The 24,084-nt window shown below is 61.5% G+C and carries 23 protein-coding genes; 19 read left to right on the top strand and 4 right to left on the bottom strand.

The window, feature by feature from the left end:
- Positions 1 to 2: 2 nt before the first annotated feature.
- Positions 3 to 1,967, bottom strand: a complete 1,965-nt coding sequence (locus C4Q27_RS02545; RefSeq protein WP_104886408.1) for a MacB family efflux pump subunit — start codon at positions 1,965 to 1,967, stop codon at positions 3 to 5.
- Positions 1,968 to 3,146, bottom strand: a complete 1,179-nt coding sequence (locus C4Q27_RS02540; protein ID WP_064493133.1) for an efflux RND transporter periplasmic adaptor subunit — start codon at positions 3,144 to 3,146, stop codon at positions 1,968 to 1,970.
- 213 nt (positions 3,147 to 3,359) lie between these two features.
- On the opposite strand from C4Q27_RS02540, the gene C4Q27_RS02535 reads away from it, so the two are divergent.
- The 5 genes from C4Q27_RS02535 to C4Q27_RS02515 all read left to right on the top strand — a co-directional run bounded on the left by C4Q27_RS02535 (position 3,360) and on the right by C4Q27_RS02515 (position 6,677).
- The gene (locus C4Q27_RS02535; RefSeq protein WP_064493134.1) at positions 3,360 to 3,836 is read left to right on the top strand and encodes a sigma-70 family RNA polymerase sigma factor; all 477 of its coding nucleotides are present in this window, start codon (positions 3,360 to 3,362) and stop codon (positions 3,834 to 3,836) included.
- Between the two features lie 168 nt (positions 3,837 to 4,004).
- Positions 4,005 to 4,484 (top strand): hypothetical protein, encoded by a 480-nt coding sequence (locus C4Q27_RS02530; RefSeq protein WP_019437855.1) that lies wholly within the window; start codon positions 4,005 to 4,007, stop codon positions 4,482 to 4,484.
- A gap of 72 nt (positions 4,485 to 4,556) precedes the next feature.
- On the top strand, positions 4,557 to 5,882 hold the full coding sequence (locus C4Q27_RS02525; protein WP_104886407.1) for an MFS transporter: 1,326 nt from the start codon (positions 4,557 to 4,559) through the stop codon (positions 5,880 to 5,882).
- 94 nt (positions 5,883 to 5,976) lie between these two features.
- Positions 5,977 to 6,273 carry a type II toxin-antitoxin system MqsR family toxin gene (locus tag C4Q27_RS02520; RefSeq protein ID WP_064493136.1) on the top strand — a complete coding sequence of 99 codons (297 nt, stop codon included), beginning with the start codon at positions 5,977 to 5,979 and terminating at the stop codon, positions 6,271 to 6,273.
- Positions 6,274 to 6,275: 2 nt separating this feature from the next.
- Positions 6,276 to 6,677 carry a type II toxin-antitoxin system MqsA family antitoxin gene (locus tag C4Q27_RS02515; RefSeq protein ID WP_019437852.1) on the top strand — a complete coding sequence of 134 codons (402 nt, stop codon included), beginning with the start codon at positions 6,276 to 6,278 and terminating at the stop codon, positions 6,675 to 6,677.
- Positions 6,678 to 6,800: 123 nt separating this feature from the next.
- Here the strand turns inward: C4Q27_RS02515 and C4Q27_RS02510 are convergent, their stop codons facing one another.
- Positions 6,801 to 8,465 (bottom strand): electron transfer flavoprotein-ubiquinone oxidoreductase, encoded by a 1,665-nt coding sequence (locus tag C4Q27_RS02510; protein ID WP_256599965.1) that lies wholly within the window; start codon positions 8,463 to 8,465, stop codon positions 6,801 to 6,803.
- A gap of 553 nt (positions 8,466 to 9,018) precedes the next feature.
- Here C4Q27_RS02510 and C4Q27_RS02505 point away from each other — a divergent pair.
- The 9 genes from C4Q27_RS02505 (at position 9,019) to C4Q27_RS02465 (ending at position 15,916) form a co-directional block, all read left to right on the top strand.
- Positions 9,019 to 9,768 carry an electron transfer flavoprotein subunit beta/FixA family protein gene (locus C4Q27_RS02505; RefSeq protein ID WP_003254232.1) on the top strand — a complete coding sequence of 250 codons (750 nt, stop codon included), beginning with the start codon at positions 9,019 to 9,021 and terminating at the stop codon, positions 9,766 to 9,768.
- 1 nt (position 9,769) lies between these two features.
- The gene (locus C4Q27_RS02500; RefSeq protein ID WP_004573654.1) at positions 9,770 to 10,711 is read left to right on the top strand and encodes an electron transfer flavoprotein subunit alpha/FixB family protein; all 942 of its coding nucleotides are present in this window, start codon (positions 9,770 to 9,772) and stop codon (positions 10,709 to 10,711) included.
- Positions 10,712 to 10,786: 75 nt separating this feature from the next.
- A complete protein-coding gene (locus C4Q27_RS02495) occupies positions 10,787 to 11,608 on the top strand; it encodes an ABC transporter substrate-binding protein (protein ID WP_020193859.1) in 822 nt (273 codons plus the stop codon).
- A 9-nt stretch (positions 11,609 to 11,617) separates the two neighbouring features.
- A complete protein-coding gene (locus C4Q27_RS02490) occupies positions 11,618 to 11,971 on the top strand; it encodes a DUF4398 domain-containing protein (protein ID WP_014859265.1) in 354 nt (117 codons plus the stop codon).
- Positions 11,968 to 12,780: an OmpA family protein gene (locus C4Q27_RS02485; RefSeq protein WP_064493138.1), complete on the top strand. Its 813-nt coding sequence runs from the start codon at positions 11,968 to 11,970 to the stop codon at positions 12,778 to 12,780. The genes C4Q27_RS02490 and C4Q27_RS02485 overlap by 4 nt, the downstream gene beginning before the upstream one ends.
- Before the next feature lie 171 nt (positions 12,781 to 12,951).
- The gene (locus C4Q27_RS02480; RefSeq protein WP_003254223.1) at positions 12,952 to 14,394 is read left to right on the top strand and encodes a PLP-dependent aminotransferase family protein; all 1,443 of its coding nucleotides are present in this window, start codon (positions 12,952 to 12,954) and stop codon (positions 14,392 to 14,394) included.
- Between the two features lie 64 nt (positions 14,395 to 14,458).
- A complete protein-coding gene (locus C4Q27_RS02475; protein WP_104886405.1) occupies positions 14,459 to 14,893 on the top strand; it encodes a hypothetical protein in 435 nt (144 codons plus the stop codon).
- 129 nt (positions 14,894 to 15,022) lie between these two features.
- Positions 15,023 to 15,277: a YkgJ family cysteine cluster protein gene (locus C4Q27_RS02470; protein WP_019437847.1), complete on the top strand. Its 255-nt coding sequence runs from the start codon at positions 15,023 to 15,025 to the stop codon at positions 15,275 to 15,277.
- A gap of 33 nt (positions 15,278 to 15,310) precedes the next feature.
- Positions 15,311 to 15,916 (top strand): START domain-containing protein, encoded by a 606-nt coding sequence (locus C4Q27_RS02465; RefSeq protein WP_043195569.1) that lies wholly within the window; start codon positions 15,311 to 15,313, stop codon positions 15,914 to 15,916.
- Between the two features lie 175 nt (positions 15,917 to 16,091).
- Here the strand turns inward: C4Q27_RS02465 and gltA are convergent, their stop codons facing one another.
- Positions 16,092 to 17,381, bottom strand: coding sequence for a citrate synthase (gltA, locus tag C4Q27_RS02460; RefSeq protein WP_003254218.1), 1,290 nt, complete (start codon positions 17,379 to 17,381; stop codon positions 16,092 to 16,094).
- Positions 17,382 to 17,733: 352 nt separating this feature from the next.
- Here gltA and sdhC point away from each other — a divergent pair, with 352 nt between their 5' ends.
- From sdhC to C4Q27_RS02435, 5 genes are all read left to right on the top strand, one after another.
- A complete protein-coding gene (gene sdhC, locus C4Q27_RS02455) occupies positions 17,734 to 18,120 on the top strand; it encodes a succinate dehydrogenase, cytochrome b556 subunit (protein WP_008091902.1) in 387 nt (128 codons plus the stop codon).
- Positions 18,114 to 18,482: a succinate dehydrogenase, hydrophobic membrane anchor protein gene (gene sdhD, locus C4Q27_RS02450; protein WP_003254214.1), complete on the top strand. Its 369-nt coding sequence runs from the start codon at positions 18,114 to 18,116 to the stop codon at positions 18,480 to 18,482. The genes sdhC and sdhD overlap by 7 nt, the downstream gene beginning before the upstream one ends.
- 3 nt (positions 18,483 to 18,485) lie before the next feature.
- On the top strand, positions 18,486 to 20,258 hold the full coding sequence (gene sdhA / locus C4Q27_RS02445; RefSeq protein WP_003254213.1) for a succinate dehydrogenase flavoprotein subunit: 1,773 nt from the start codon (positions 18,486 to 18,488) through the stop codon (positions 20,256 to 20,258).
- A gap of 11 nt (positions 20,259 to 20,269) precedes the next feature.
- Positions 20,270 to 20,974, top strand: a complete 705-nt coding sequence (locus C4Q27_RS02440; protein WP_003254212.1) for a succinate dehydrogenase iron-sulfur subunit — start codon at positions 20,270 to 20,272, stop codon at positions 20,972 to 20,974.
- 246 nt (positions 20,975 to 21,220) lie between these two features.
- Entirely contained in the window at positions 21,221 to 24,052 is a 2,832-nt protein-coding gene (locus tag C4Q27_RS02435) for a 2-oxoglutarate dehydrogenase E1 component (protein ID WP_003254210.1), read from the top strand.
- Positions 24,053 to 24,084: the final 32 nt, after the last annotated feature.

Here is a 24,084-nt window from a genome sequence, read left to right as displayed (position 1 = left end):
GGCTATACGCTGGTAAGGGCTTTGACCGGATCGAGGCGAGCAGCCTTGCGGGCCGGCATGAAACCGAACACCACGCCGGTGATGACGGCGCAGGTGAAGGCGCCGAGAATGGCGGGTAGGGCGAATGCCACGGCGATGCCGGCGAGCATCAGGCCGCCACCGATGCACAGTGCCAGCACGATACCCGTCACCCCGCCGACCATTGACAGCATCACCGCCTCGCTGAGGAACTGACGCAGGATATCGCGCTGACGGGCGCCGGTGGCCATGCGGATGCCAATCTCGCGGGTACGTTCGCGCACGGTCATGAGCATGATGTTCATCACGCCGATACCGCCGACCAGCAGGGAAATCGCGGCGATGGCACCGAGCATCAGCGACAGGCTGTTCTGGGTGCGCGCTTCGGCCTGGATCAGTGCGGCGTCGTTGGTCAGTTCGAAGTCCTGCTTGCCTTGGTGGCGCTGGCGCATCAGGTGGGCGATTGCCCGCTCGGTCTCACTAACCCGGCTCGAATCGGCAGCTGCGATGATCACGTATTCCGGGTCTTGCTTGCCGAACAGGCGCACGGACGCGGCGGAGTAGGGCACCACGATGCGCTCGTCGCTGTCCTGGTCGCCGGAGCTGGCACCTTTGCCGGCGAGCAGGCCGACCACTTGGAAGGGCACGTTGCCGATCAGCAGGTACTGGCCCAGCGGATCGCTGCCAGGCTCCATGAGCTTGTCCCGGACCTTCTGGCCGATCACCGCGACGGCGGCGGCAGCCTGTTCGTCAGCTTCGGTGAAGAAGTTGCCTTCGACGACTGGCCAGTTGAGGATCTCGGAGAACTGGGTGTTATTGCCGCCGACGTAGAACTGCTGGTTGTTGTTGCCGTGGCGCACGGTCAACTGGTCGCCGATCACCGGCATGATGCGCTGGACCTGGGGTAACTGGGCGATGGCGGCGACATCGTCCAGCGTGACGATGCCGGCCGGTTCGCGCAGCGTGGCGTGGCGGCCACTGAGGTAGAGGATGTTCGAGCCGAACGCCGCCATCTGCGCCATGACCTGGCGCTTGCTGCCTTCGCCGACAGCCAGCATCACTACCACCGAGGCCACGCCGATGACGATGCCGAGCAGGGTCAGGGCGGTGCGGAAGCGGTTGATCCACATGACCCGCCAGGCCGCTTGCAGGGCTTCGAGCAATTCGCCCTTCCAGGCCCCGCGCAAGGTGGCGCCGCGGTCCAGTCGCTGGCGCAGGTCGTCGGCCTGCAGGCTTGGATGCGTTTCGTCGGGGGGCTGGTCGGCCGCCGAGTCGCTGATCATCAGGCCGTCGCGGATCTCGATCACCCGTCGCGCCCGGGCCGCTACTTCACGGTCGTGGGTGATGAGGATGATCACATGGCCCTGGCTGGCCAGCTCGTCGAGCAGGGCCATGACTTCGGCGCCGCTGTGGCTGTCCAGGGCGCCGGTGGGTTCGTCGGCGAGGATGATGTGGCCGCCGTTCATCAGGGCTCGGGCGATCGACACCCGCTGTTGCTGGCCGCCAGACAACTGGTGCGGCCGGTTGCCCGTGCGGCTGGCCAGGCCGAGGCGTTCGAGCAGGGCTGCGGCGCGGGCATGGCGCTCGGCGGCCGGGGTGCCGGCATAGATAGCTGGCATTTCGACGTTTTCCTGGGCCGAGCCGGAGGGGATCAGGTGGTAGCCCTGGAATACGAAACCAAAGGCTTCGCGCCGCAGCCAAGCCAGTTCGTCGCTGTCCAGTTCGGCAACGTCCTTGCCAGCGAAGCGAAAACTACCGCTGGTGGGGCGATCGAGGCAGCCAAGGATGTTCATCAGGGTCGACTTGCCCGAGCCGGAGGCGCCGACGATGGCGACGAACTCGCCAGGGTGGATGCTCAGGCTGATGCCGCGCAGCACTTCCACCTTCGGCGAATCGATGCCGCCGTAGTGCTTGCGGATGTCAGTGAGTTCAATCAGGGGCGCTGTCATTCAACCTCCGCTGGCGGCTGGGGCGCCGATGACCAGTTGCTCGCCTTCGGCGAGGCCATCGAGTATCTGCACACGCAGGCGGTCGCTCAGGCCGGTGCGCACCTTGCGCTGTTCGATCTTGCCGTCACGGGTGAACACCTGGGCCAGGCGCAGGCCTTCGTCTTCGGCATCATCCAGGGCTGCCAGCGGCGCCGTGAGCACTTGGCTGGCCTGGCCGGCGACGAAGAATACCTGGGTGGTCATTTCGGCCATCAGGGCCCCATCCGGGTTTTCCACATCGAGCAGCACGGTGTATTGCACCACTTGGGCGCCAGTTGTGCCGGCGGTGACGCTGGCGGGGCTGCCACCGCCCTGACTGGTCTGATCCAGCGGCCTGGGCGGGATCGGCAGGATTTGGCGCACGGTGCTGGTCCAGCGGCGCTTGCCGCCGGCCAGGGTGGTGAAGTAGGCGGTCATGCCGGGTCTGACCTTGCCGATGTCGGCTTCGGACACCTGTGCCCAGACGGTCATCGGCGAGAGTTTGGCGATGCGCAAGATCAGCGGTGTTTGCTGCTGGGCGTTGAGCGTTTGGCCTTCGCGGGCATCCACCGCCACCACAGTGCCGTCCATGGGCGCATAGATGCGGGTGTAGCCCAGCTCTGCCTGGTCGCTGCGCAGGCTGGCCTGGGCCTGGAGGATCTGCGCCTGGTACATGTCGATGCGGGCCTGGGTCACCTTGAGCTGGGCATCGGCGATTTGCAGGTCTTCCTCGCGGGTGGCACCGGCAGCGGCCAGGTCGCGCTGGCGCTTGAGTTGTTGCTGGGCCAGGCGGTACTGGGCACGCTGCTCGGCCAACTGGGCCTTGAGGTTTTCGATCGAGTATCGGCCGGCATCAAGCCTGGCCTGCTGGGTGGAAGGGTCGATTTCCACCAGCAACTGGCCTTGGCGGACCTGGTCGCCCGCTTCTACATGCAGGCGACGGATCTGCCCGGAGGCCTGGGCGCCGACGTCCACATAGCGGCGTGGTTGCAGCGTGCCGAGGGCGGTGACGCTGCTTTCTATATCGGCGCGGGTCACGGCCACGGTGTTGACCGGATGATTGTCCAAGGGCAGGGTCTTCCAGGCCAGCAGGCTGCCCAGGCCAAGCAGGCCCAGGCCACCGAAGAGGATGCGGCGGCGAGTATTGGGTAAGCGTCTCATGCGGACTTCCAGCCATGGATGTTGGCCATACGCAGCCAATCGAGGCGCGCAGGGAGGTCCCAGTTAGACGAAGACGAGTGGGCGGGATTTACCCGCACTGGAGGGGGAGGCTGTGTGTTGCTGAGAATAATTATAATTTGTAAGATTGCAAGCTGATATCACACACTCCCGCGCCTCTGCCGCCGTCCAGGCAGGGTGGCGCCAGGTACCGTCGTGGAACATTATTATCGTGAACTGGTGAGCTTCCTTTCCGCACGCCTTGGCAGTCGCCAAGCGGCGGAAGACGTTGCCCACGATGCATACCTGCGGGTACTGGAGCGCACCGACACCGAGCGCATCGAGCACCCGCGCGCCTTCCTCTACCGCACCGCGCTAAACCTGGTGGTCGACCGCCACCGCCGCCACCTGGTGCGCCAGGCCGAGCCGCTGGAGGTGCTGGATAGCGACGAGCGCTGGCATACTCCGGCGCCGGCCCACGACATGCAGCAGGACCAGCGCCTGGCGCTGATGCAGCGTGCCCTGGATGAGCTGAGCAAGGTCTGCCGCGAGTGCTTCTTGCTGCGCAAGCTCGACGGCCTGTCGCACCAGCAGATCGCCGAGCACCTGGGCATTTCCCGCAGCCTGGTGGAAAAGCACATCGTCAATGCCATGAAGCACTGCCGGGTGCGCATGCGGCAATGGGAATCCTGATTGCCAGGTTAAAGGCAAATGCAAATTCCGTCAGTCAATCACTTGATTTATGCGGCTTTCCCGACTTCTATCAAAGAAGACCGCTGCCAGGCATGGCCCTGGCAATAGCCGTTACCGGCGCAGTATGGTCATGGAGCGTGCCCATTACCTAATGGCCCAGGTCCGACCATGGCAAACAAGACCCTGCGCATCCTCATCGCCGACGCACACCCGTGCCAGCGCCTGCAACTGGAGCGGTTGCTCAATGGTTTGGGCTATTACCGGATAGCCCCCGTGGATAGCTTCGAGGAACTGCAGCGCCTGGTGCAGTGCGCCTTGCAGCCCTTTCACCTGTTGCTGGGCAATATCGAGTTGGCCAGCCATTGTGGCGTAGATCTGGAACGCTTCTGCCGCGTCAGCACACAAATCCAGCATGCCCTGCTTTACCATTCCAGCCAGTTGAAAGTGCCAGCAGTGCCGCAGACCGAGCGCCAGGCGGTCAGCCTGAGCCTGCCTCAGGCGCCCGATAACGAGGCGCTGGAGACATTCATGGCAATCATCGACGCCCCGATGGTGGTCGGCAAGCTACCGCTACCGGGCACGCTGCCAGCCAGTACAGCGCGGCCACGGCCGCGAGCCAACTTCGCGCATACGGTGTTCAGCCGCTAGCGGTGCTGCCGGCGGGGCAATCGGGCAGCTATTTGTTATGCTCTTGCCCTTTGCCGATCTGCGGACCCTGCCATGACTGCCATCGATACCGCTCGCCCGCCCCGGTTCAGCCGCGGCGACCATCGGACCCTGGGCCTGGCGGCGCTGGGCGGCGCGCTGGAAATCTACGACTTCATCATTTTCGTGTTCTTCGCGCTGACCCTCAGCCAGCTGTTCTTCCCGCCCGAGATGCCCGAATGGCTGCGCCTGCTGCAAAGCTTCGGGATCTTCGTCACCGGCTATCTGGCGCGGCCGCTGGGCGGCATCCTGATGGCGCACTTCGCCGACCATCTGGGGCGCAAGCGGGTATTCAGCCTGAGCATCCTGATGATGGCCCTGCCGTGCCTGCTGATCGGGGTGATGCCGACCTATGCCGACATCGGCTATGCCGCCCCGCTGATCCTGTTGGCCTTGCGCATCCTCCAGGGTGCTGCCGTAGGCGGTGAAGTGCCAAGCGCCTGGACGTTCGTTGCCGAGCACGCGCCAAACGGGCGGCGCGGCTATGCCCTGGGCTTTCTGCAGGCCGGGCTGACCTTCGGCTACCTGCTGGGGGCGCTGACCGCAACCTTGCTGGCGCAACTGTTCACTCCGCAGGAAATCCTCGATTACGCCTGGCGCTACCCGTTCCTGTTGGGTGGGGTGTTCGGTGTGATTGGTGTGTGGCTGCGCCGCTGGCTCAGTGAAACACCGGTGTTCCTCGCCCTGCGCGCTCGCCAGGAGCAACCTGTGACGTTTCCGCTGCGGCAAGTGCTGGGCGAGCACCGCCGGGCGTTGATCCCTGCCGCGTTGCTGACCTGTGTGCTGACCTCGGCGGTGGTGGTGCTGGTGGTGATCACCCCGACGGTGATGCAGCAGCGTTTCGGCATGAGTGCCGGGCACACCTTCGCCCTGAGCAGCGTGGGCATCGTCTTCCTCAACATTGGCTGCGTGCTGGCCGGGCTGCTGGTCGACCGTGTGGGTGCCTGGCGCGCGCTGATGCTGTATAGCCTGTTGCTGCCGCTGGGTATCGGCGCGTTGTACGCCAGCCTGGTGGGGCAGTGGGGCATGACCTGGCTGGCCTATGCGCTGGCGGGGTTGAGCTGCGGCGTGGTGGGGGTGGTGCCCTCGGTGATGGTGGGGCTGTTCCCGGCGCAGATCCGCGTATCGGGCATTTCCTTCACCTACAACGTGGCCTACGCATTGTGGGCCAGTACCACGCCGCTGGCACTGATTGCGCTGATGCCGTGGAGCCCGTGGGTGTGTGTCGGGTTTTGTCTGATCATGGGCGCGGTGGGGCTGCTGACAGCCTTGTATTTCGGGCGCCGTGAGCCATTGGTGTTTGCGGCGGAGCCGATGCCGGTCATGTGCGGCGACAAATGAGCCGGTAACGGCTGCGGGGCATTGGGGCAGACTTCCAGGTGGGGGCTATTGGAATAACCTATTAGCCAAATTTAACCTGGAAGGTTAATTTCTCATGGAAAAGAGAATGCCTCATTGCCCGCTGGAGCGGGTAAGAGCACTGGTGGGCGCTGGCCGCATCAGCCCTACAACCGCTTCCTTACGAGGCGCTCAGGCCTTGGGAATGGAATATGCGGACATGCTGGAGGTCATCACCGGTCTGGAGCGCAGAGATTTCTACAAAAGCATGACCAGTTATGCCGACCACCGCGTTTGGCAAGATGTCTATCGGCCGCTTACGGTAAAGGGATATCTGTACCTGAAACTGTCAGTGGTAGATGACGCGCTCATCGTGTCTTTCAAGGAGTTGTGAACATGAGATGCCCAATTTGCGGAGGTGCCGAGCTCGCGCTAGACACTCAGGACATGCCCTACCGGTATAAGGGGGAATCGACCCTGATACCTGATGTGACGGGCGATTACTGTTCTGTCTGTGGTGAGGCAGTGCTAAGTCATGACGAGGCTATGCGAGTCAGCGATCTGATGTCTGCCTTCAATCGCCAAGTCAATGCTCTAGACGTTGATCCCGATTTCATCGTTTCCGTACGCAAGAAATTTGATCTGGATCAGCGGGAGGCTGGGGAAATATTCGGTGGAGGAGTCAATGCTTTTTCGCGTTATGAGAATGGCAAAACCAAACCGCCGGTGGCGCTGATCAAATTGTTCAAGTTGCTCGACCGTCACCCGGAGCTCTTTGAGGAAGTCAGGACTGCGTGAGGCGGTTGCCCGGCCTTGCTTGGGTTTCCAAATGACACTGTCTGTAGGCGCGGATAGCCAACAAAAAGCCCCCGGCCCATAAGGACCGGGGGCTTTTTGTTGCCGCAAGGGCAGGGGCCTTACTTACATGTTCGGGTAGTTCGGCCCGCCAGCGCCTTCAGGGGTGACCCAGGTGATGTTCTGGGCCGGGTCCTTGATGTCGCAGGTCTTGCAGTGCACGCAGTTCTGCGCGTTGATCTGGAAACGCTTGTTGCCGTCTTCCTGGGTGATCACTTCGTACACGCCTGCCGGGCAGTAGCGCTGGGCAGGCTCGTCGTACAGCGGCAGGTTGCTGGCGATCGGTACGCTCGGATCGGTCAGCTTCAGGTGGCAGGGTTGTTCCTCTTCGTGGTTGGTGCTGGAGAGGAATACCGAGCTGAGCTTGTCGAAGCTGAGCTTGCCGTCCGGTTTCGGGTAGTCGATCTTTTTCGAGTCGGCGGCCAGCTTGAGGCAGGCATAGTCCGGCTTGGTGTCGTGCAGGGTGAACGGCAGCTTGCCACCGAACCAGTTCTGGTCGACATAGTTGAACGCCGCGCCCAGCAACGGGCCGAACTTGTGCATGGCCGGGCCGAAGTTGCGGCTGGCGAACAGTTCTTCGTACAGCCAGCTGGCCTTGAAGGCGCTGACATAGCTGTTCAATTGATCGCCGCCTTCGCTGCCGGCGATCAATGCGTCGGCCACTGCTTCGGCGGCGAGCATGCCGGACTTCATCGCGGTATGGCTGCCCTTGATCTTGGCCACGTTCATGGTGCCCAGGTCGCAACCGATCAGCGCGCCACCATTGAAGACCATTTTCGGCAGCGAGTTGATGCCGCCCTTGGCCAAGGCGCGGGCGCCGTAGCTGATGCGCTTGCCGCCTTCGAGGTACTGGCTGATCACCGGGTGGTGCTTGAGCCGCTGGAATTCGTCGAACGGCGACAGGTAGGGGTTGGCGTAGGACAGGTCGACGATCAGGCCGACCACCACCTGGTTGTTTTCCAGATGATAAAGGAACGAGCCACCGGTGTTTTCCTTGGCCACCACGTCCAGCGGCCAGCCGGCGGTGTGTACCACCAGGCCCTGTTCGTGCTTGGCCGGGTCGATTTCCCAGATTTCCTTCAGGCCGATGCCGTAGTGCTGGACGTCGGACTCGCTGTCGAGGTTGAAGCGCTTGATCAGCTGCTTGCCGATGTGGCCACGGCAGCCTTCGGCGAACAGGGTGTACTTGGCGCGCAGTTCCATGCCCGGGGTGTACAGGCCATCCTTGGGGTTGCCTTCACGGTCGACACCGAGGTCGCCGGTGACGATGCCGCGGACCACGCCGTTGTCGTCGAACAGCGCTTCCTGGGCGGCGAAGCCCGGGTAGATCTCCACACCGAGGTTCTCGGCCTGCTGGGCCAGCCAGCGGCACAGGTTGCCCAGCGAGATGATGTAGTTGCCATGGTTGTGCATGGTCTTGGGCACGAACAGGTCAGGCACCTTGGTCGCGCTACCGGCATCCTTGAGCACGTAGATGTCGTCGCGCTTCACTTCGGTGTTCAGCGGTGCGCCGAGTGCTTTCCAGTCGGGGAACAGCTCGTTCAGGGCGCGGGGCTCGAACACTGCGCCAGAGAGGATGTGGGCGCCGACTTCAGAGCCTTTCTCCACCACGCAGACGCTGATTTCGCTACCGGCTTCGGCGGCCTTCTGCTTCAGGCGGCAGGCGGCGGACAGGCCCGCCGGGCCGGCGCCGACGATGACCACGTCGAATTCCATGTATTCGCGTTCCACTGGTTCTCTCCTACTCATCAAGGCTCGTGCTGTTGCTTTGTCTTATGGGTGCGGGGCATTCGCAGCGGTTCTACGCAACGGCGGAACTGTAGCTGGGCAAATGACGGACTACACCGTTTTGTCTTGGCCGCGCATTATATCTACACCACTTGGCGGGTCCAATACAAACGTTTGTTTGAATTTGCCGCAGGCCAGTAAAATCACAGGAACGCGGCTGGAGGGTGACCGATTTGCCGTATTGACCGGAATGGGTGTTACGGTCAAGATACGAGCGGTTTTACGTTCGCCGTAGGCTTGCAGCCGGGCGCAGGTACACCTCTAAAGGCCAGGTGTGGAGCAGGGTTTTGCGGGCTTAGGCCGGTTTGTAGTGGAGTTTACACGCCACGACAGGAAATGACCCGTGAGGATTTGTCGCAAGAGTCCGAACAAGACTGTTTGGTCACTGTGAAGATGCTGCCTCCCCATACGTTTTTAGAGGTGCCCTTGTACCCACGCGCATCGCTGGGCTCTGCCCCAGGCGACTATCTATTCACCGGAGAGTAACGAGGAATCCATGAAGGTTCTTGTAGCTGTCAAACGAGTGGTCGACTACAACGTCAAGGTTCGCGTCAAAGCGGACAACTCCGGCGTCGACCTTGCTAACGTCAAGATGTCCATGAACCCCTTCTGCGAAATCGCCGTGGAAGAAGCCGTACGCCTGAAGGAAAAAGGCGTTGCGACCGAGATCGTCGTGGTTTCCGTCGGCCCGACCACCGCTCAGGAGCAACTGCGTACTGCCCTGGCCCTGGGTGCCGACCGTGCCATTCTGGTAGAAGCCGCTGACGAACTGAACTCCCTGGCCGTGGCCAAGGCGCTGAAGGCCGTTGTCGACAAGGAGCAGCCGCAGCTGGTCATCCTCGGCAAGCAGGCCATCGACAGTGACAACAACCAGACCGGCCAGATGCTGGCCGCGCTGACTGGCTTCGCCCAGGGTACCTTTGCGTCCAAGGTCGAAGTCGCTGGCGACAAGCTGAATGTCACCCGTGAAATCGATGGCGGCCTGCAGACCGTTGCACTGAACCTGCCCGCGATCGTCACCACCGACCTGCGCCTGAACGAGCCACGCTACGCGTCGCTGCCGAACATCATGAAGGCCAAGAAGAAGCCACTGGAGACTGTTACTCCAGACGCACTGGGCGTTTCCCTCGCCTCCACCAACAAGACCGTGAAGGTTGAAGCCCCGGCTGCCCGCAGCGCTGGCATCAAGGTCAAATCGGTGGCCGAACTGGTCGAGAAGCTGAAGAACGAAGCGAAGGTAATCTGATATGACTATCCTGGTTGTCGCTGACCTTCTACAAGGTCCGGAGAACGGTGCCGTAGCCCCGGCCACCCTGAACACTGTCGCCGCAGCCGCCAAGATCGGTGGTGATGTGCACGTGCTGGTCGCAGGCCAGAACGTCGGCGGCGTTGCTGAAGCCGCTGCCAAAATCTCTGGTGTTGCCAAGGTGCTGGTGGCTGATAACGCCGCCTACGCCCACGTCCTGCCGGAAAACGTCGCGCCGCTGATCGTCGAGCTGGCCAAGGGTTACAGCCACGTGCTGGCCCCGGCTACCACCAACGGCAAGAACATCCTGCCACGTGTTGCCGCGCTGCTGGACGTGGACCAGATCTCCGAGATCATCTCGGTCGAGTCCGCCGACACCTTCAAGCGCCCGATCTACGCGGGTAACGCTATTGCCACCGTGCAATCGAGCGCGGCCATCAAGGTGATCACCGTGCGTACCACCGGCTTCGACGCCGTGGCCGCCGAAGGTGGTTCGGCTGCCGTCGAGGCTGTTGGCGCTGCGCACAACGCCGGTATTTCGGCTTTCGTTGGCGAAGAGCTGGCCAAGTCCGACCGCCCAGAGCTGACCGCTGCCAAGATCGTCGTTTCCGGCGGCCGTGGCATGGGCAACGGTGACAACTTCAAACACCTGTACAGCCTGGCCGACAAGCTCGGCGCTGCGGTTGGTGCTTCGCGCGCCGCAGTCGACGCAGGCTTCGTGCCGAACGACATGCAGGTCGGCCAGACCGGCAAGATCGTTGCGCCACAGCTGTACATCGCCGTCGGTATCTCCGGCGCGATCCAGCACCTGGCCGGCATGAAAGACTCCAAAGTGATCGTGGCGATCAACAAGGACGAAGAAGCGCCGATCTTCCAGGTGGCCGACTACGGCCTGGTCGCTGACCTGTTCGAAGCGGTTCCGGAGCTGGAAAAGCTGGTCTGATCCGCCTGCTTCACTTATAAAGAACCCGGCCCTCGCTTTGAGGGTCGGGTTTTTTTATGGGTTGAGGAGTAAGGCATGACGTTGCGCGGAACGGGCAGGGTGCTGGCGTGCGTGGCGCTGTTGCTACCATCACTGGCTATGGCAGCAGGCAAATGCGAGCGCCTGGTGGCGACCGGTAGCCCAGATGCGCCGCCCTATTCGTGGCAAGACCCAAAAGACCCCGGGCACCTGATTGGCGCCAACGTCGACCTGTTGCGCCAGGTGGCTGGCGAACTGGGTGTGAAGGTCGAGGTGCTGAGTGCCGGTCGCCGTGATCAGGCGCTGGAAGAGGTGCGCAGTGGGCGCATGGACCTGCTGCTCGACACACCCTTGCAGGTGGAGCAACTGACCGCGCTGGACTACATCCATCCGCCGTTGCAGCTCAATGAGTACCTGGTGTGGACCCGCCATGATGCAGCGGTGACCTTTGATGGCCCGGCCGATCTGGCCAGATATCAGGGCAGTTTGTCCGAGCGTGCACGCCTGACCCCGGCCTTTACTGCGTTCGCCAAGGCACAGCTCAAGCTGGTGCCGGCGCAAAACCTGACCCAGGCCTTTCAGAAACTGGTACTCGGCCAGGTGGACTATGTGCTGGCTGGCCGTTACTCCGGTATGGCCATGGCCCAGAGCCTGGGCATGAGCAATGACCTGATAGCCCGCGGCTTGCCGGTGGACAGGCCGGGCCTGTACCTGGCGCTATCGCACAACTCGGCGTGTAATGACAGCTGGTTGCGTGGGCAATTGGCAAAAAAACTGACAGAATTGCCGATCTCTGGTGCATCCGAAGCTGTGCTGCAACGAAATGTCGAGCGCTGGAAAGCGCAGATGCAGGTACCGGCGGACGCCCCCAAACACTAGGAAGATTGCGTGAGAACCCAACCACTAATCCTTGCCCTGGCCGTGCTCGGCCTGGCTGGCTGCGCCAATGATCCGGCCCCTGAAGAGCAGATGCGCATTTCCGAACAGGCACTGGACCAGGCCAAGGCCGTCGGCGCCACTGAGCAGGTCGAAACGCTGAAACTGGCTGAAGACAAGTTGGCCCGCGCCAAGGCCAACATGCTTACCCAGGACTACCGCGATGCGCGCATGCGCGCTGAGCAAGCCGAGCTGGATGCGCGCCTGGCCGAGGCCCAGGTGCTGAACCAGAAGAGCGAAGAGCAGCTGCAGGTGCTGCAGTCGCGGGTCAAGCGCTTGCGCAAGCAACTGGAGGTACAGCCATGATCCGTCGTACGCCTTTGGCTGCACTGGCATTGTTGGCGCTGACGGCAGGTTTGCAAGGTTGCGCCAGCCCGCGCAGCAGTGCCGCGCTGGATGAGGCCACCGTCGCCTTCCAGGGGGTCAAAGATGATTCCGATGTGCTGCGCAGCGCGCCGCGTGACGTGATTCGGGCGGGTGAGTCGCTGGCTCGCGCCGAGCGCCTGTCCAGTTACATCGGCACCGGTTCCGATGTGCGGCATTATGCTTACCTCAGCCAGCGCTACAGCGAGATTGCCCGCGAGCATGCCAAGCTGGCGCTGAACCAGGAGCGCCAGGCCAAGCTCGACCTGGAGCGCCAGCGCCTGCAGCTGGCCTTGCGTGAGGCCAAACTGGCCAGCGTGCAGCAGCAGGGCAAGTGGGTCGAGTCGCAGATTGCCGCGTTGGCTTCGGAGCAGGCCGACCGTGGCTTGGTGATGACCTTGGGCGATGTGCTGTTCGATACCGGCAGTGCCGACCTGAAGAACTCGGCCAGCCGGACTGTGCTCAAGCTGGTGCAGTTCCTGCAGCTCAACCCGCGCCGGGTAGTGCGTATCGAGGGCTATACCGACAGTACTGGCGCGGGCGAGGAGAATCTCAAGCTGTCGCGCGACCGGGCGCAGTCCGTGGCCGACATGCTTGTGGACCTGGGCATCGACGAAAAGCGCCTGCAGGTTGAAGGCTATGGCGACCAGTACCCGATCGAGGCCAATGCTTCGGAGCGGGGCAGGGCACAGAACCGTCGGGTGGAGATCGTATTCTCCGATGACAAGGGGCGGCTCGCACCGGCGCGCTGAGTCTTGTAGAAATGGGCCGCTTTGCGGCCCGTTTTATGTCGGTTTAATCGTTTCGATAGCTGTCACGCTGTTGTATTGTCGACTACGTTGCAATCTGTCCCAGTACACTTTGCAACTGTTACGGTATCCTCTACCGTCAGTGACCCGTACAAGAACAACGAGCATGTCGACATGACCAACCTGCTGCTGTACCAGCGTATCGCCCAGCAACTGGCCGATGATATCCGTCGCGGTGTCTACCAGCCAGGCGAGCGGGTACCCTCCGTGCGCAAGATGAGCGCCCAGCTCAATGTCAGCCATGCCACGGTGTTGCAGGCCTATGCCAATCTCGAGGACCAGGGGCTTATCCGGGCGCGGCCGCAGTCTGGCTATTACGTGCACCAGACCCCTGCCTTGACCGCGCAAACCCCGGACATCGCTCGGGTGGAGCGCCCGGGCCTGGTCACGCGCGCCAGCATCATCCAGCAGGTGCTGACTGAGGCGCGCCGCGATGGTGTGTTCCCGTTTGGCGCTGCTGTGCCGCATGTCGACTACCTGCCAGTGCGCGCCCTGCATCAGCAAATCGCCAAGGTGACGCGCTTCCATAGCCCGCGCGCCTTCAGCTACATGTTCAGCCCCGGTTTCGAGCCGCTGCGCCGACAGATCGCCATACGCATGCGCGATGCCGGCGTGCTGGTCGACCCGCGCGAAGTGATCGTGACCCATGGGTGTGTCGATGCCCTGCAGATGTCGCTGCGGGTGCTGACCCGCCCAGGTGACCTGATCGCCGCCGAGTCACCGACCTATTACGGCTTGCTGCAGCTGGCAGACCTGCTGGGTTTGAAAGTGATCGAAATCCCCAGTGACCCGTCCACCGGTATCAGCCTCGAAGCCTTGCAACTGGCGGCTAACCAATGGTCGATCAAGGCGCTGGTGCTCACTGCGCGCTTGAGCAACCCGCTGGGCGGCACCGTTCCCGAAGAGCGGCAAAAGCAATTGCTGCGCCTGGCCTCGGACTTTGATATCCAGATCATCGAGGATGACATCTACGGTGAGCTGATGTTCGAGCAAGGCAAGACCAAGGCGCTGAAGGCGTTCGACCGGCTGGACCGGGTGATCTACTGTTCGAGCTTCTCCAAGACCCTGTCCCCTGGCGTGCGGGTGGGGTGGATGATCGCCGGGCGTTACCAGGACGAAATTCAGCGCCTGCAGACTTTTACCACCCACTCGGCCTGTAGCGTGACGCAGATGGGCGTGGCAGCCTACCTGGAAAATGGCGGCTACGACCGGCATCTGCGCTACATACGCCAGGAATATCGCAAGAACCTCAGTGCCTATCAGCTGGCAGTGCAGCAGCACTTCCCCGAGGGTACCCAGATGACCCGGCCGACAGGCGGCTTCATCCTCTGGGTGAGCCTGCCTGGTCGGGTCAATACCCAGGAGCTGCATGTGCGCGCGCTGGAGCAGGGCATCAGCATTGCACCAGGACTGATATTCAGTAACACAGAGCAGTTCAACCACTGTGTCCGACTCAATTGCGGCATACCTTGGAATAAAGAGGCCGAGCGGGCTGTGATTACGCTCGGTTTGCTGGCGCAGCAGTTGTGCAGGGAGACTGCGGTCACGCTGTTGTAAGGCTTGCAAGCCGCCTGTGGAACAGGGAGCATAGGCATTTTTCCTGCCAGTCTGTCCATTTGCCATGAACACTTCGCGCTGCTTTGTACTGATCGTGTGCCTTCTGACGTTCTGCTGCCCGGTCGTCCCTGCCTTGGCTGCGCAACCGGCAAACCAGGCTCAGGCAGCTCAGGGCAAGCACGTGCCAAAAAAGGCGACTGCCAAGCCTGTACACAAGCCGGTCAGCAAAGCGGTTGCCAAGCCCTTGCCCAAGACAAATCTGGACCTCAGCCTGCCCGTTGATATGGTCGACAAACTTGAGCCGGATGTAGGCACGCCTTCGCCAATCCAGCGGCGCAAACCTTTGTTGCCGCCCATGTTCACAGAAAAGCCAGAGACCAATGACAGTCCGTATCAGCTCAATGGCCGGCTGATCAACAACGAAATGCAGCTGCAACTGCGCAATGACAGCCGTCATGACGTGGAAGGAGCTGCCATCGATTTCGAGTATCGCCAATAGGCGGGAACTGACTGCCAGGTCACAGCAGATTTCATCGTGCCAGCAATTTCAAACGACTGTTTGAGCGGTTACTATCCAGGGACGTTCGTCCCGTTTTGTTCCAGGGAGTCCTGATTTTGGTGAATAGCCATGCAATGCCGTGAGGGCTGTGGTGCCTGCTGCATCGCCCCGTCCATCACTTCTGCGATGCCGCGAATGCCCAATGGCAAGCCGGCGGGTGAGCGCTGCCTGCACCTGACTGCGGCCAACCTTTGCGACCTGTTCGGCAAGCCTGAGCGGCCGGCGGTGTGCGGTGGTTTCAAGGCAGATGTCGAGGTGTGCGGCAGTGATCGTGACGAGGCAATCAGGATTCTTGGCTGGTGGGAGCAGATGACGGCGGCGTGACAGGCTGGATCTTCGACAACAAGGATAAACATGATGAGATCGTTCAAGCGTATTGCACTGCTGTGTGGTGTGGGTGTTCTGCTGTCGCCTGTGGCCTGGGCTGAAAACTGGCAAGTGGCCAAGGACGAGGAGGGCATCAAGGTATCCCTCAGTGAGGTGGCCGGGTCCAAGTACAAGGCCTATCGCGGTGTGACCGTGATCAAGGCGCCGCTGGCCAAGGTCGAGGCGCTGCAGGAGGACGTGTCCGGGGCTTGTGCCTGGATTCACGAATGCAAGTCGCAGAAGCTGCTCAAGCACGAAGGTGACCAGAGCTGGACCTATACCCAGTTCAATACGCCATGGCCGGTGACGCCGCGTGATTCCGTGCTGCACATTACGACCGTCAAGGAGGCGGATGGCAGCCTGACCCGTAACCTGAAAGAAGAGCCGACTTACCTGCCGGAAGAGAAGGGTTTTGTTCGGGTGGCAAAAGTCGACGGCTTCTGGAAGCTGGTGCCCAAGGGTGACAGCACTGAAGTGACCTACCAGGTGCACACCGAGCCAGGTGGTAGCGTGCCGGCGATGGTGGCCAACAAGTTCGTGGTGGATGCGCCGTTCAATACCCTGAAAGGGCTGCGCGAGCGGGCGGAGAAAAACTGAGGTTTTGTGGTGTCTGTGCCGGCCTCTTCGCGGGCTTGCCCGCTCCCACAGGTACAGCGCAGCCCTCGAGATCTGTGCAGTACCTGTGGGAGCGGGCAAGCCCGCGAAGAGGCCGGTACAGGACAAATGAAAAAGGCTGCCCGAGGGCAGCCTTCTTGCGTTCGGCTACTGCAGCTTACTTGCGGTCTTTCAGGGCAACGATGTCGCGCTTCTGCTCGCCGGTGTACAGCTGGCGCGGACGGCCGATCTTGTACGGGCTGGAGAGCATTTCTTTCCAGTGCGAGATCCAGCCCACGGTACGTGCCAGGGCGAAGATCACGGTGAACATGCTGGTCGGAATACCGATCGCCTTGAGGATGATCCCCGAGTAGAAGTCGACGTTCGGGTACAGCGAGCGCTCGATGAAGTAAGGATCGGTCAGGGCGATCTCTTCCAGGCGCATGGCCAGTTCCAGCTGCGGGTCGTTCTTGATGCCCAGCTCGCGCAGGACTTCGTCGCAGGTCTGCTTCATCACGGTGGCGCGCGGGTCGCGGTTCTTGTACACGCGGTGACCGAAGCCCATCAGCTTGAACGGGTCGTTCTTGTCCTTGGCCTTGGCGATGAATTTGTCGATGTTCGAGACATCGCCGATTTCATCCAGCATGGTCAGTACGGCTTCGTTCGCACCGCCGTGGGCCGGGCCCCACAGTGCGGCGATACCGGCGGCGATACAGGCGAACGGGTTGGCACCCGACGAGCCTGCCAGACGAACGGTGGAGGTGGAGGCGTTCTGCTCGTGGTCGGCGTGGAGGATGAAGATCCGGTCCATTGCCTTGGCCAGCACCGGGCTGATCGGTTTGATCTCGCACGGGGTGTTGAACATCATGTGCAGGAAGTTTTCCGCGTACGACAGGTCGTTGCGCGGGTACATCATCGGCTGGCCCATGGAGTACTTGTAAACCATCGCAGCCAGGGTCGGCATCTTGGCGACCAGGCGCACCGCGGAGATTTCGCGGTGTTGCGGGTTATTGATGTCCAGGGAGTCGTGATAGAACGCCGACAGGGCGCCGACTACGCCGCACATCACCGCCATCGGGTGAGCGTCGCGACGGAAGCCGTTGAAGAAGGACTTCAGCTGCTCGTGAACCATGGTGTGGTTCTTGACGGTGCTGACGAACTGGGCCTTCTGCTCGGCGTTCGGCAGTTCGCCATTGAGCAGCAGGTAGCAGGTTTCGAGGTAGTCGGACTGTTCGGCGAGTTGCTCGATCGGGTAGCCGCGGTGCAGCAGGATACCTTTGTCGCCGTCAATATAGGTGATCTTCGACTCGCACGAGGCAGTCGCCATGAAACCTGGGTCGAAGGTGAAGTGACCAGTGGCCCCTAACCCGCGGACGTCGATTACATCAGGACCAACGGTGCCGGTTAAAATGGGCAGCTCGACGGGGGCAGCGCCCTCGATGACCAACTGCGCTTTTTTGTCAGCCATGTGGCCTCCTATTAATGCTTGAAATCATCAGACAGACCCCCCACGCAGGGCCCGCACCACTATAGAGGGATAAATTCAGATGTCAATTTGCCTAAAGGCTTGTTGAATCAGGCATTCAAGCCTGATTTTTCCCGAAATTCTCGCCCATTTACGCCTTTTGTTCATTAAAGGCAATGCGCTATTTGGGCTACCCCGTCACGTTGTCATAAGCAGCCTAACTGTCTATACTCGGCACCCGACCGCCAGGGGCTTGCAAGCCCGAACTGCTGGGGGTCGCCGTTCCCTGGGTGGTGGGTACCTGACCAGTACACTTACCAACAACTTTGCCCTGATTCGCTAGGGGCTCTTCAGTGTGAAAAAAGCCGTGAAAAGCCAACGACCTGTAAACCTAGACCTAAGGACCATCAAGCTCCCCGTCACTGCGTACACGTCCATCCTGCACCGTATCTCCGGCGTCATCCTGTTCATCGGCCTTGCCATCATGCTTTATGCACTGGGCAAGTCGCTGGGTTCCGAGGAAGGCTTCGGTGAGGTGAAGGCGTGTCTGACCAGCCCGCTGGCCAAGTTCGTGACCTGGGGTCTGCTGTCCGCCCTGCTTTATCACCTCGTGGCAGGTGTTCGTCACCTGATCATGGACATGGGTATCGGTGAGACGCTGGAAGGCGGCAAGCTGGGCTCGAAAATCGTGATCGTCATCTCCGTGGTGCTGATCGTTCTGGTGGGAGTTTGGGTATGGTAACCAATGTCACGAACCTGTCGCGTTCGGGCCTCTATGACTGGATGGCGCAGCGCGTTTCTGCGGTCGTTCTCGCGGCTTACTTCCTCTTCCTGATCGGCTACGTGGTCGCCCACCCAGGCATCGACTACACCCAGTGGCATGGTCTGTTCTCCAACAACGCGATGCGGATCTTCAGTCTGCTGGCCCTCGTTGCCCTGGGCGCTCACGCCTGGGTTGGCATGTGGACCATTGCAACCGACTACCTGACGCCTATGTCGTTCGGCAAGTCGGCAACTGCGATTCGTTTCCTGTTCCAGGCGGTATGCGGCGTTGCGATGTTCGCTTACTTCGTCTGGGGTGTGCAGATTCTCTGGGGTATCTGATCCATGGCTAGCATTCCAACCATTTCCTTCGACGCCATCATCATCGGTGGCGGCGGCGCCGGCATGCGCGCAGCGCTGCAACTGGCTCAAGGCGGCCACAAGACTGCCGTAGTCACCAAGGTCTTCCCGACCCGTTCGCACACCGTATCCGCCCAGGGCGGCATCACCTGCGCCATCGCTTCGGCCGACCCGAACGACGACTGGCGCTGGCACATGTACGATACCGTCAAGGGTTCCGACTACATCGGTGACCAGGACGCTATCGAATACATGTGTCAGGAAGGCCCGGCTGCGGTCTTCGAGCTGGATCACATGGGTCTGCCGTTCTCGCGCACCGAAACCGGCCGCATCTACCAGCGCCCGTTCGGTGGTCAGTCCAAGGACTTCGGTAAGGGTGGCCAGGCCGCCCGTACCTGTGCCGCTTCGGACCGTACCGGTCACGCACTGCTGCACACCCTGTACCAGGGCAACCTGAAAGCGGGCACCACGTTCCTCAACGAGTACTACGCAGTTGACCTGGTGAAGAACCAGGACGGCGCATTCGTGGGTGTGATCGCCATCTGCATCGAAACCGGCGAAACCCTGTACATCAAGTCCAAGGCCACCGTGTTGGCCACTGGCGGTGCGGGCCGTATCTACGCGTCCACCACCAATGCCCTGATCAACACCGGTGACGGTATCGGCATGGCCCTGCGTGCAGGCGTGCCGGTGCAGGACATCGAAATGTGGCAGTTCCACCCGACCGGTATCGCCGGCGCCGGTGTACTGGTCACCGAGGGTTGCCGCGGTGAAGGTGGCTACCTGATCAACGCCCACGGCGAGCGCTTCATGGAGCGTTACGCGCCGAACGCCAAAGACCTGGCCGGCCGCGACGTGGTTGCCCGTTCCATGGTCAAGGAAATCATCGCCGGCAACGGCGTGGGCCCGAACAAGGACCACGTACTGCTGAAGCTGGACCACCTGGGCGAGGAAGTGCTGCACAGCCGCCTGCCAGGTATCTGCGAACTGTCCAAGACCTTCGCCCACGTCGACCCTGTGGTCGCGCCGGTGCCGGTCGTGCCGACCTGCCACTACATGATGGGCGGCGTTGCCACCAACATTCATGGCCAGGCCATCACCATGGACGCCGACGGCCAGGATCACATCATCCCGGGCCTGTTCGCCGTAGGTGAAGTGGCGTGCGTATCGGTTCACGGTGCCAACCGCCTGGGCGGCAACTCGCTGCTCGACCTGGTGGTGTTCGGCCGTGCTGCCGGCCTGCACCTGGAGAAGGCGCTGAGCGAAGGCGTGGAATACCGCGACGCCAGCGACACCGACGTCGATGTTGCCCTGAACCGCCTGAACAAGCTCAACGAGCGTACCAGCGGTGAAGACGTTGCCAGCCTGAAGCGCGAGCTGCAGAGCTGCATGCAGAACTACTTCGGTGTATTCCGTACTGGCGAATACATGCAGAAGGGTATCGAGCAGCTGGCCGGTCTGCGTGACCGTATCGCCAACGTCAAGATCAACGACAAGTCCCAGGCCTTCAACACCGCGCGTATCGAAGCGCTGGAGCTGCAGAACCTGCTGGAAGTCGCCGAAGCTACCGCCATCGCGGCCGAAGCCCGTAAAGAGTCCCGCGGCGCTCACGCCCGTGAAGACTTCGAAGACCGTGACGACGAAAACTGGCTGTGCCACACCCTGTACTACCCGGGTGAGAAGCGCGTTGCCAAGCGCGGCGTCAACTTTGCGCCGAAGACTGTTCCAGCCTTCGAACCAAAAGTTCGGACTTACTAAGGGTGGCTGCTATGTTGAAAGTCGAAGTTTATCGTTACAACCCGGACACCGATTCGGCGCCAAAAATGGAGTCGTTCGACGTCGATACCGGCGGCAAGGACCTGATGGTGCTGGATGTATTGGCACTGATCAAGGAAAAGGACGAGGGTTTCTCGTACCGTCGCTCCTGCCGTGAAGGCGTTTGCGGTTCTGATGGCATGAACATGAACGGCAAGAACGGCCTGGCCTGCATCACCCCGCTGTCGGCGGTGGTGAAAGGCGGCAAGCTGGTTCTGCGTCCTCTGCCAGGCCTGCCGGTCATTCGTGACCTGGTGGTCGATATGAGCATCTTCTACAAGCAGTACGAGAAGGTGAAGCCGTTCCTGCAGAACGACACCCCGGCCCCGGCCATCGAGCGCCTGCAGTCGCCGGAAGACCGTGACAAGCTGGACGGCCTGTACGAGTGCATCCTGTGCGCTTGCTGCTCGACTTCCTGCCCGTCGTTCTGGTGGAACCCGGACAAGTTCCTGGGCCCGGCAGCATTGCTGCAAGCCTACCGCTTCCTTGCCGACAGCCGCGATACCAAGACTCAGGAGCGCCTGGCGTCCCTGGATGACCCGTTCAGCGTATTCCGCTGCCGCGGGATCATGAACTGCGTAAACGTTTGCCCGAAAGGTCTGAACCCGACCAAGGCAATCGGTCACGTACGTAACATGCTGCTGCAAAGCGGCACCTGATACAAAGCGTTGTACCTGCAGTAAGCCGAGGTGCGGGTGGTGAGCCCGCACTGAGGTAAAACCCGAACAAGGGCCCACAAAGCCCGCGTTCATTACCTATGAAGATATGAGACCAGCAGGGGCTTTCCGGGCTGGTACCCGGAAAATCAGCAGGATCCAGGTGGCGTGGTTCAGTCGCTGTTTTCGGACTTTTCCAGGTTTGCTGTGGCTCTCGCCGATCAGTCCCCTAATCGAGGGTGACCAAGCATGCAAGAAAGCGTGATGCAGCGCATGTGGGATAGCGCCCACCTTTCAGGTGGTAACGCTGCATATGTGGAAGAGCTCTACGAGCTCTACCTGCACGACCCTAACGCTGTGCCAGAAGAGTGGCGCACTTACTTCCAGAAGTTGCCAGCCGACGGCAGCACCGCTACTGATGTATCGCACTCGACAATCCGCGACCATTTCGTACTGCTGGCAAAGAACCAGCGCCGCGCCCAACCGGTTTCCGCCGGGAGCGTGAGCAGTGAACACGAGAAGAAGCAGGTTGAAGTTCTGCGACTGATCCAGGCCTATCGTATGCGCGGCCATCAGGCTGCCAAGCTCGACCCGTTGGGGTTGTGGCAGCGCCCTGCGCCCGTAGACCTGTCGATCAATCACTACGGCTTGACCAATGCCGATCTTGATACGACCTTCCGTGCCGGCGACCTGTTCATCGGCAAAGAGGAGGCGAGCCTACGCGACATCTTCGATGCACTCCAGAAGACATATTGTCGCACCATTGGCGCCGAATTCACCCACATCGTCGATTCCGAGCAGCGCAGCTGGTTCCAGCAGCGCCTGGAAAGCGTGCGCGGCCGTCCGGAATTTTCCGCTGACGTGCAGGCCCACCTGCTCGAGCGCGTGACCGCCGGTGAGGGCCTGGAAAAGTACCTGGGCACCAAGTACCCGGGCACCAAGCGTTTCGGCCTTGAAGGCGGCGAGAGCCTGATTCCGATGCTGGATGAAATGATCCAGCGTTCCGGTTCTTACGGCGCCAAGGAGGTCGTGATCGGCATGGCCCACCGTGGCCGTCTGAACGTGCTGGTAAACACCTTCGGCAAGAACCCGCGCGAGCTGTTCGACGAGTTCGAAGGCAAGAAGATGAACGAGTTGGGCTCCGGTGACGTGAAGTATCACCAGGGCTTCTCTTCGAACGTGATGACCCCGGGTGGCGAAGTGCACCTGGCCATGGCGTTCAACCCGTCCCACCTGGAAATCGTTTCGCCGGTGGTCGAGGGTTCGGTGCGCGCCCGTCAGGACCGCCGCAACGATACCGTTGGCGACAAGGTGCTGCCGATCTCGATCCACGGCGACGCTGCGTTCGCTGGCCAGGGCGTGGTCATGGAAACCTTCCAGATGTCGCAGACCCGCGGGTTCAAGACCGGCGGTACCGTGCACATCGTGATCAACAACCAGGTTGGTTTCACCATCAGCAACCCGCTGGATGCGCGCTCCACCGAGTACGCGACCGACGTTGCCAAGATGATCCAGGCACCGATCCTGCACGTGAACGGCGATGACCCGGAAGCCGTGCTGTTCGTCACCCAGCTGGCCATCGACTACCGCATGCAGTTCAAGCGTGACGTGGTCATCGACCTGGTCTGCTACCGTCGCCGTGGCCACAACGAGGCTGACGAGCCTAACGGCACCCAGCCGCTGATGTACCAGCAAATCAGCAAGCAGCGCACTACCCGTGAGCTGTATGCCGAGCAGCTGATCCAGGCCGGTCGCATCGACGCCGAGCGCGCTCAGGCCAAGATCGACGAGTACCGCAACGCGCTGGACAATGGCCTGCACGTGGTGAAAAGCCTGGTCAAGGAGCCGAACCGCGAGCTGTTCGTCGACTGGCGTCCGTACCTGGGCCATGCCTGGACCGCGCGTCACGACACCCGTTTCGACCTCAAGACCCTGCAGGATCTGTCGGCCAAGCTGCTCGAGCTGCCGGAAGGTTTCGTGGTCCAGCGTCAGGTGTCGAAGATCTACGAAGACCGTCAGAAGATGCAGGCCGGTGGCTTGCCGATCAACTGGGGTTATGCAGAGACCATGGCTTACGCCACCCTGCAGTTCGAAGGTCACCCGATCCGCATGACCGGCCAGGACATTGGCCGTGGCACCTTCTCGCACCGTCACGCGGTGCTGCACAACCAGAAGGACGCCAGCACCTACATTCCGTTGCAGAACCTGTTCCCAGGCCAGCCACGTTTCGATCTGTACGATTCGTTCCTGTCCGAGGAGGCGGTACTGGCCTTCGAATACGGCTACTCCACCACCATGCCGAACGCGCTGGTGATCTGGGAAGCCCAGTTCGGCGACTTCGCCAACGGTGCGCAAGTGGTGATCGACCAGTTCATCACCAGTGGTGAGCACAAGTGGGGCCGCCTGTGTGGCCTGACCATGCTGCTGCCACACGGCTATGAAGGGCAGGGGCCGGAGCACTCCTCCGCGCGTCTGGAGCGTTACCTGCAGCTGTGCGCCGAGCACAACATCCAGGTCTGCGTACCGACGACGCCGGCACAGATTTACCACCTGCTGCGTCGCCAGGTCATTCGCCCGCTGCGCAAGCCGCTGGTAGTCCTGACGCCGAAGTCGTTGCTGCGCCACAAGCTGGCCATCTCGACCCTGGAAGACCTGGCAGAAGGCTCGTTCCAGACCGTGATCCCGGAAATCGACGCAATCGATCCGGCCAAGGTCGAGCGTCTGGTGCTGTGCAGCGGCAAGGTCTACTACGACCTGCTGGAAAAACGCCGTGCCGAAGGCCGCGAAGACATCGCCATCCTGCGTATCGAGCAGCTGTATCCGTTCCCTGAGGACGATCTGGTCGAAATCCTCGCCCCTTACACCAACCTCAAGCATGCGGTCTGGTGTCAGGAAGAGCCGATGAACCAGGGCGCCTGGTACAGCAGCCAGCACCACATGCGCCGTATCCTGGGCCGCCACAACAAGGCACTGGTCCTGGAATACGCCGGTCGCGACGCTTCTGCCGCGCCAGCCTGTGGTTACGCTTCGAAGCACGCCGAACAGCAGGAAAAACTGCTGCAAGACGCCTTCACTGTCTAACGCCTTCGCGCACCTGAAACCGAATTTAAGGA

The sequence above is a fragment of the Pseudomonas sp. SWI36 genome, from assembly GCF_002948105.1.
Classification (GTDB): domain Bacteria; phylum Pseudomonadota; class Gammaproteobacteria; order Pseudomonadales; family Pseudomonadaceae; genus Aquipseudomonas; species Aquipseudomonas alloputida.
Note: the sequence above shows the minus strand (reverse complement) of the source record. Positions and strands in the feature narration are given on the sequence as shown.

What these genes read in the sequence shown, in the direction of transcription:
- sdhD (WP_003254214.1), top strand. Translation starts at nt 18,114, where the DNA reads ATGGTAACCAATGTCACGAACCTGTCGCGTTCGGGCCTCTATGACTGG.
- C4Q27_RS02540 (WP_064493133.1), bottom strand. Translation starts at nt 3,146, where the DNA reads ATGAGACGCTTACCCAATACTCGCCGCCGCATCCTCTTCGGTGGCCTG.
- C4Q27_RS02495 (WP_020193859.1), top strand. Translation starts at nt 10,787, where the DNA reads ATGACGTTGCGCGGAACGGGCAGGGTGCTGGCGTGCGTGGCGCTGTTG.
- C4Q27_RS02470 (WP_019437847.1), top strand. Translation starts at nt 15,023, where the DNA reads ATGCAATGCCGTGAGGGCTGTGGTGCCTGCTGCATCGCCCCGTCCATC.
- C4Q27_RS02515 (WP_019437852.1), top strand. Translation starts at nt 6,276, where the DNA reads ATGAGATGCCCAATTTGCGGAGGTGCCGAGCTCGCGCTAGACACTCAG.
- C4Q27_RS02480 (WP_003254223.1), top strand. Translation starts at nt 12,952, where the DNA reads ATGACCAACCTGCTGCTGTACCAGCGTATCGCCCAGCAACTGGCCGAT.
- C4Q27_RS02505 (WP_003254232.1), top strand. Translation starts at nt 9,019, where the DNA reads ATGAAGGTTCTTGTAGCTGTCAAACGAGTGGTCGACTACAACGTCAAG.
- C4Q27_RS02440 (WP_003254212.1), top strand. Translation starts at nt 20,270, where the DNA reads ATGTTGAAAGTCGAAGTTTATCGTTACAACCCGGACACCGATTCGGCG.
- C4Q27_RS02500 (WP_004573654.1), top strand. Translation starts at nt 9,770, where the DNA reads ATGACTATCCTGGTTGTCGCTGACCTTCTACAAGGTCCGGAGAACGGT.
- C4Q27_RS02520 (WP_064493136.1), top strand. Translation starts at nt 5,977, where the DNA reads ATGGAAAAGAGAATGCCTCATTGCCCGCTGGAGCGGGTAAGAGCACTG.
- gltA (WP_003254218.1), bottom strand. Translation starts at nt 17,381, where the DNA reads ATGGCTGACAAAAAAGCGCAGTTGGTCATCGAGGGCGCTGCCCCCGTC.
- sdhA (WP_003254213.1), top strand. Translation starts at nt 18,486, where the DNA reads ATGGCTAGCATTCCAACCATTTCCTTCGACGCCATCATCATCGGTGGC.
- C4Q27_RS02435 (WP_003254210.1), top strand. Translation starts at nt 21,221, where the DNA reads ATGCAAGAAAGCGTGATGCAGCGCATGTGGGATAGCGCCCACCTTTCA.
- C4Q27_RS02525 (WP_104886407.1), top strand. Translation starts at nt 4,557, where the DNA reads ATGACTGCCATCGATACCGCTCGCCCGCCCCGGTTCAGCCGCGGCGAC.
- C4Q27_RS02530 (WP_019437855.1), top strand. Translation starts at nt 4,005, where the DNA reads ATGGCAAACAAGACCCTGCGCATCCTCATCGCCGACGCACACCCGTGC.
- C4Q27_RS02465 (WP_043195569.1), top strand. Translation starts at nt 15,311, where the DNA reads ATGAGATCGTTCAAGCGTATTGCACTGCTGTGTGGTGTGGGTGTTCTG.
- C4Q27_RS02475 (WP_104886405.1), top strand. Translation starts at nt 14,459, where the DNA reads ATGAACACTTCGCGCTGCTTTGTACTGATCGTGTGCCTTCTGACGTTC.
- C4Q27_RS02485 (WP_064493138.1), top strand. Translation starts at nt 11,968, where the DNA reads ATGATCCGTCGTACGCCTTTGGCTGCACTGGCATTGTTGGCGCTGACG.
- C4Q27_RS02545 (WP_104886408.1), bottom strand. Translation starts at nt 1,967, where the DNA reads ATGACAGCGCCCCTGATTGAACTCACTGACATCCGCAAGCACTACGGC.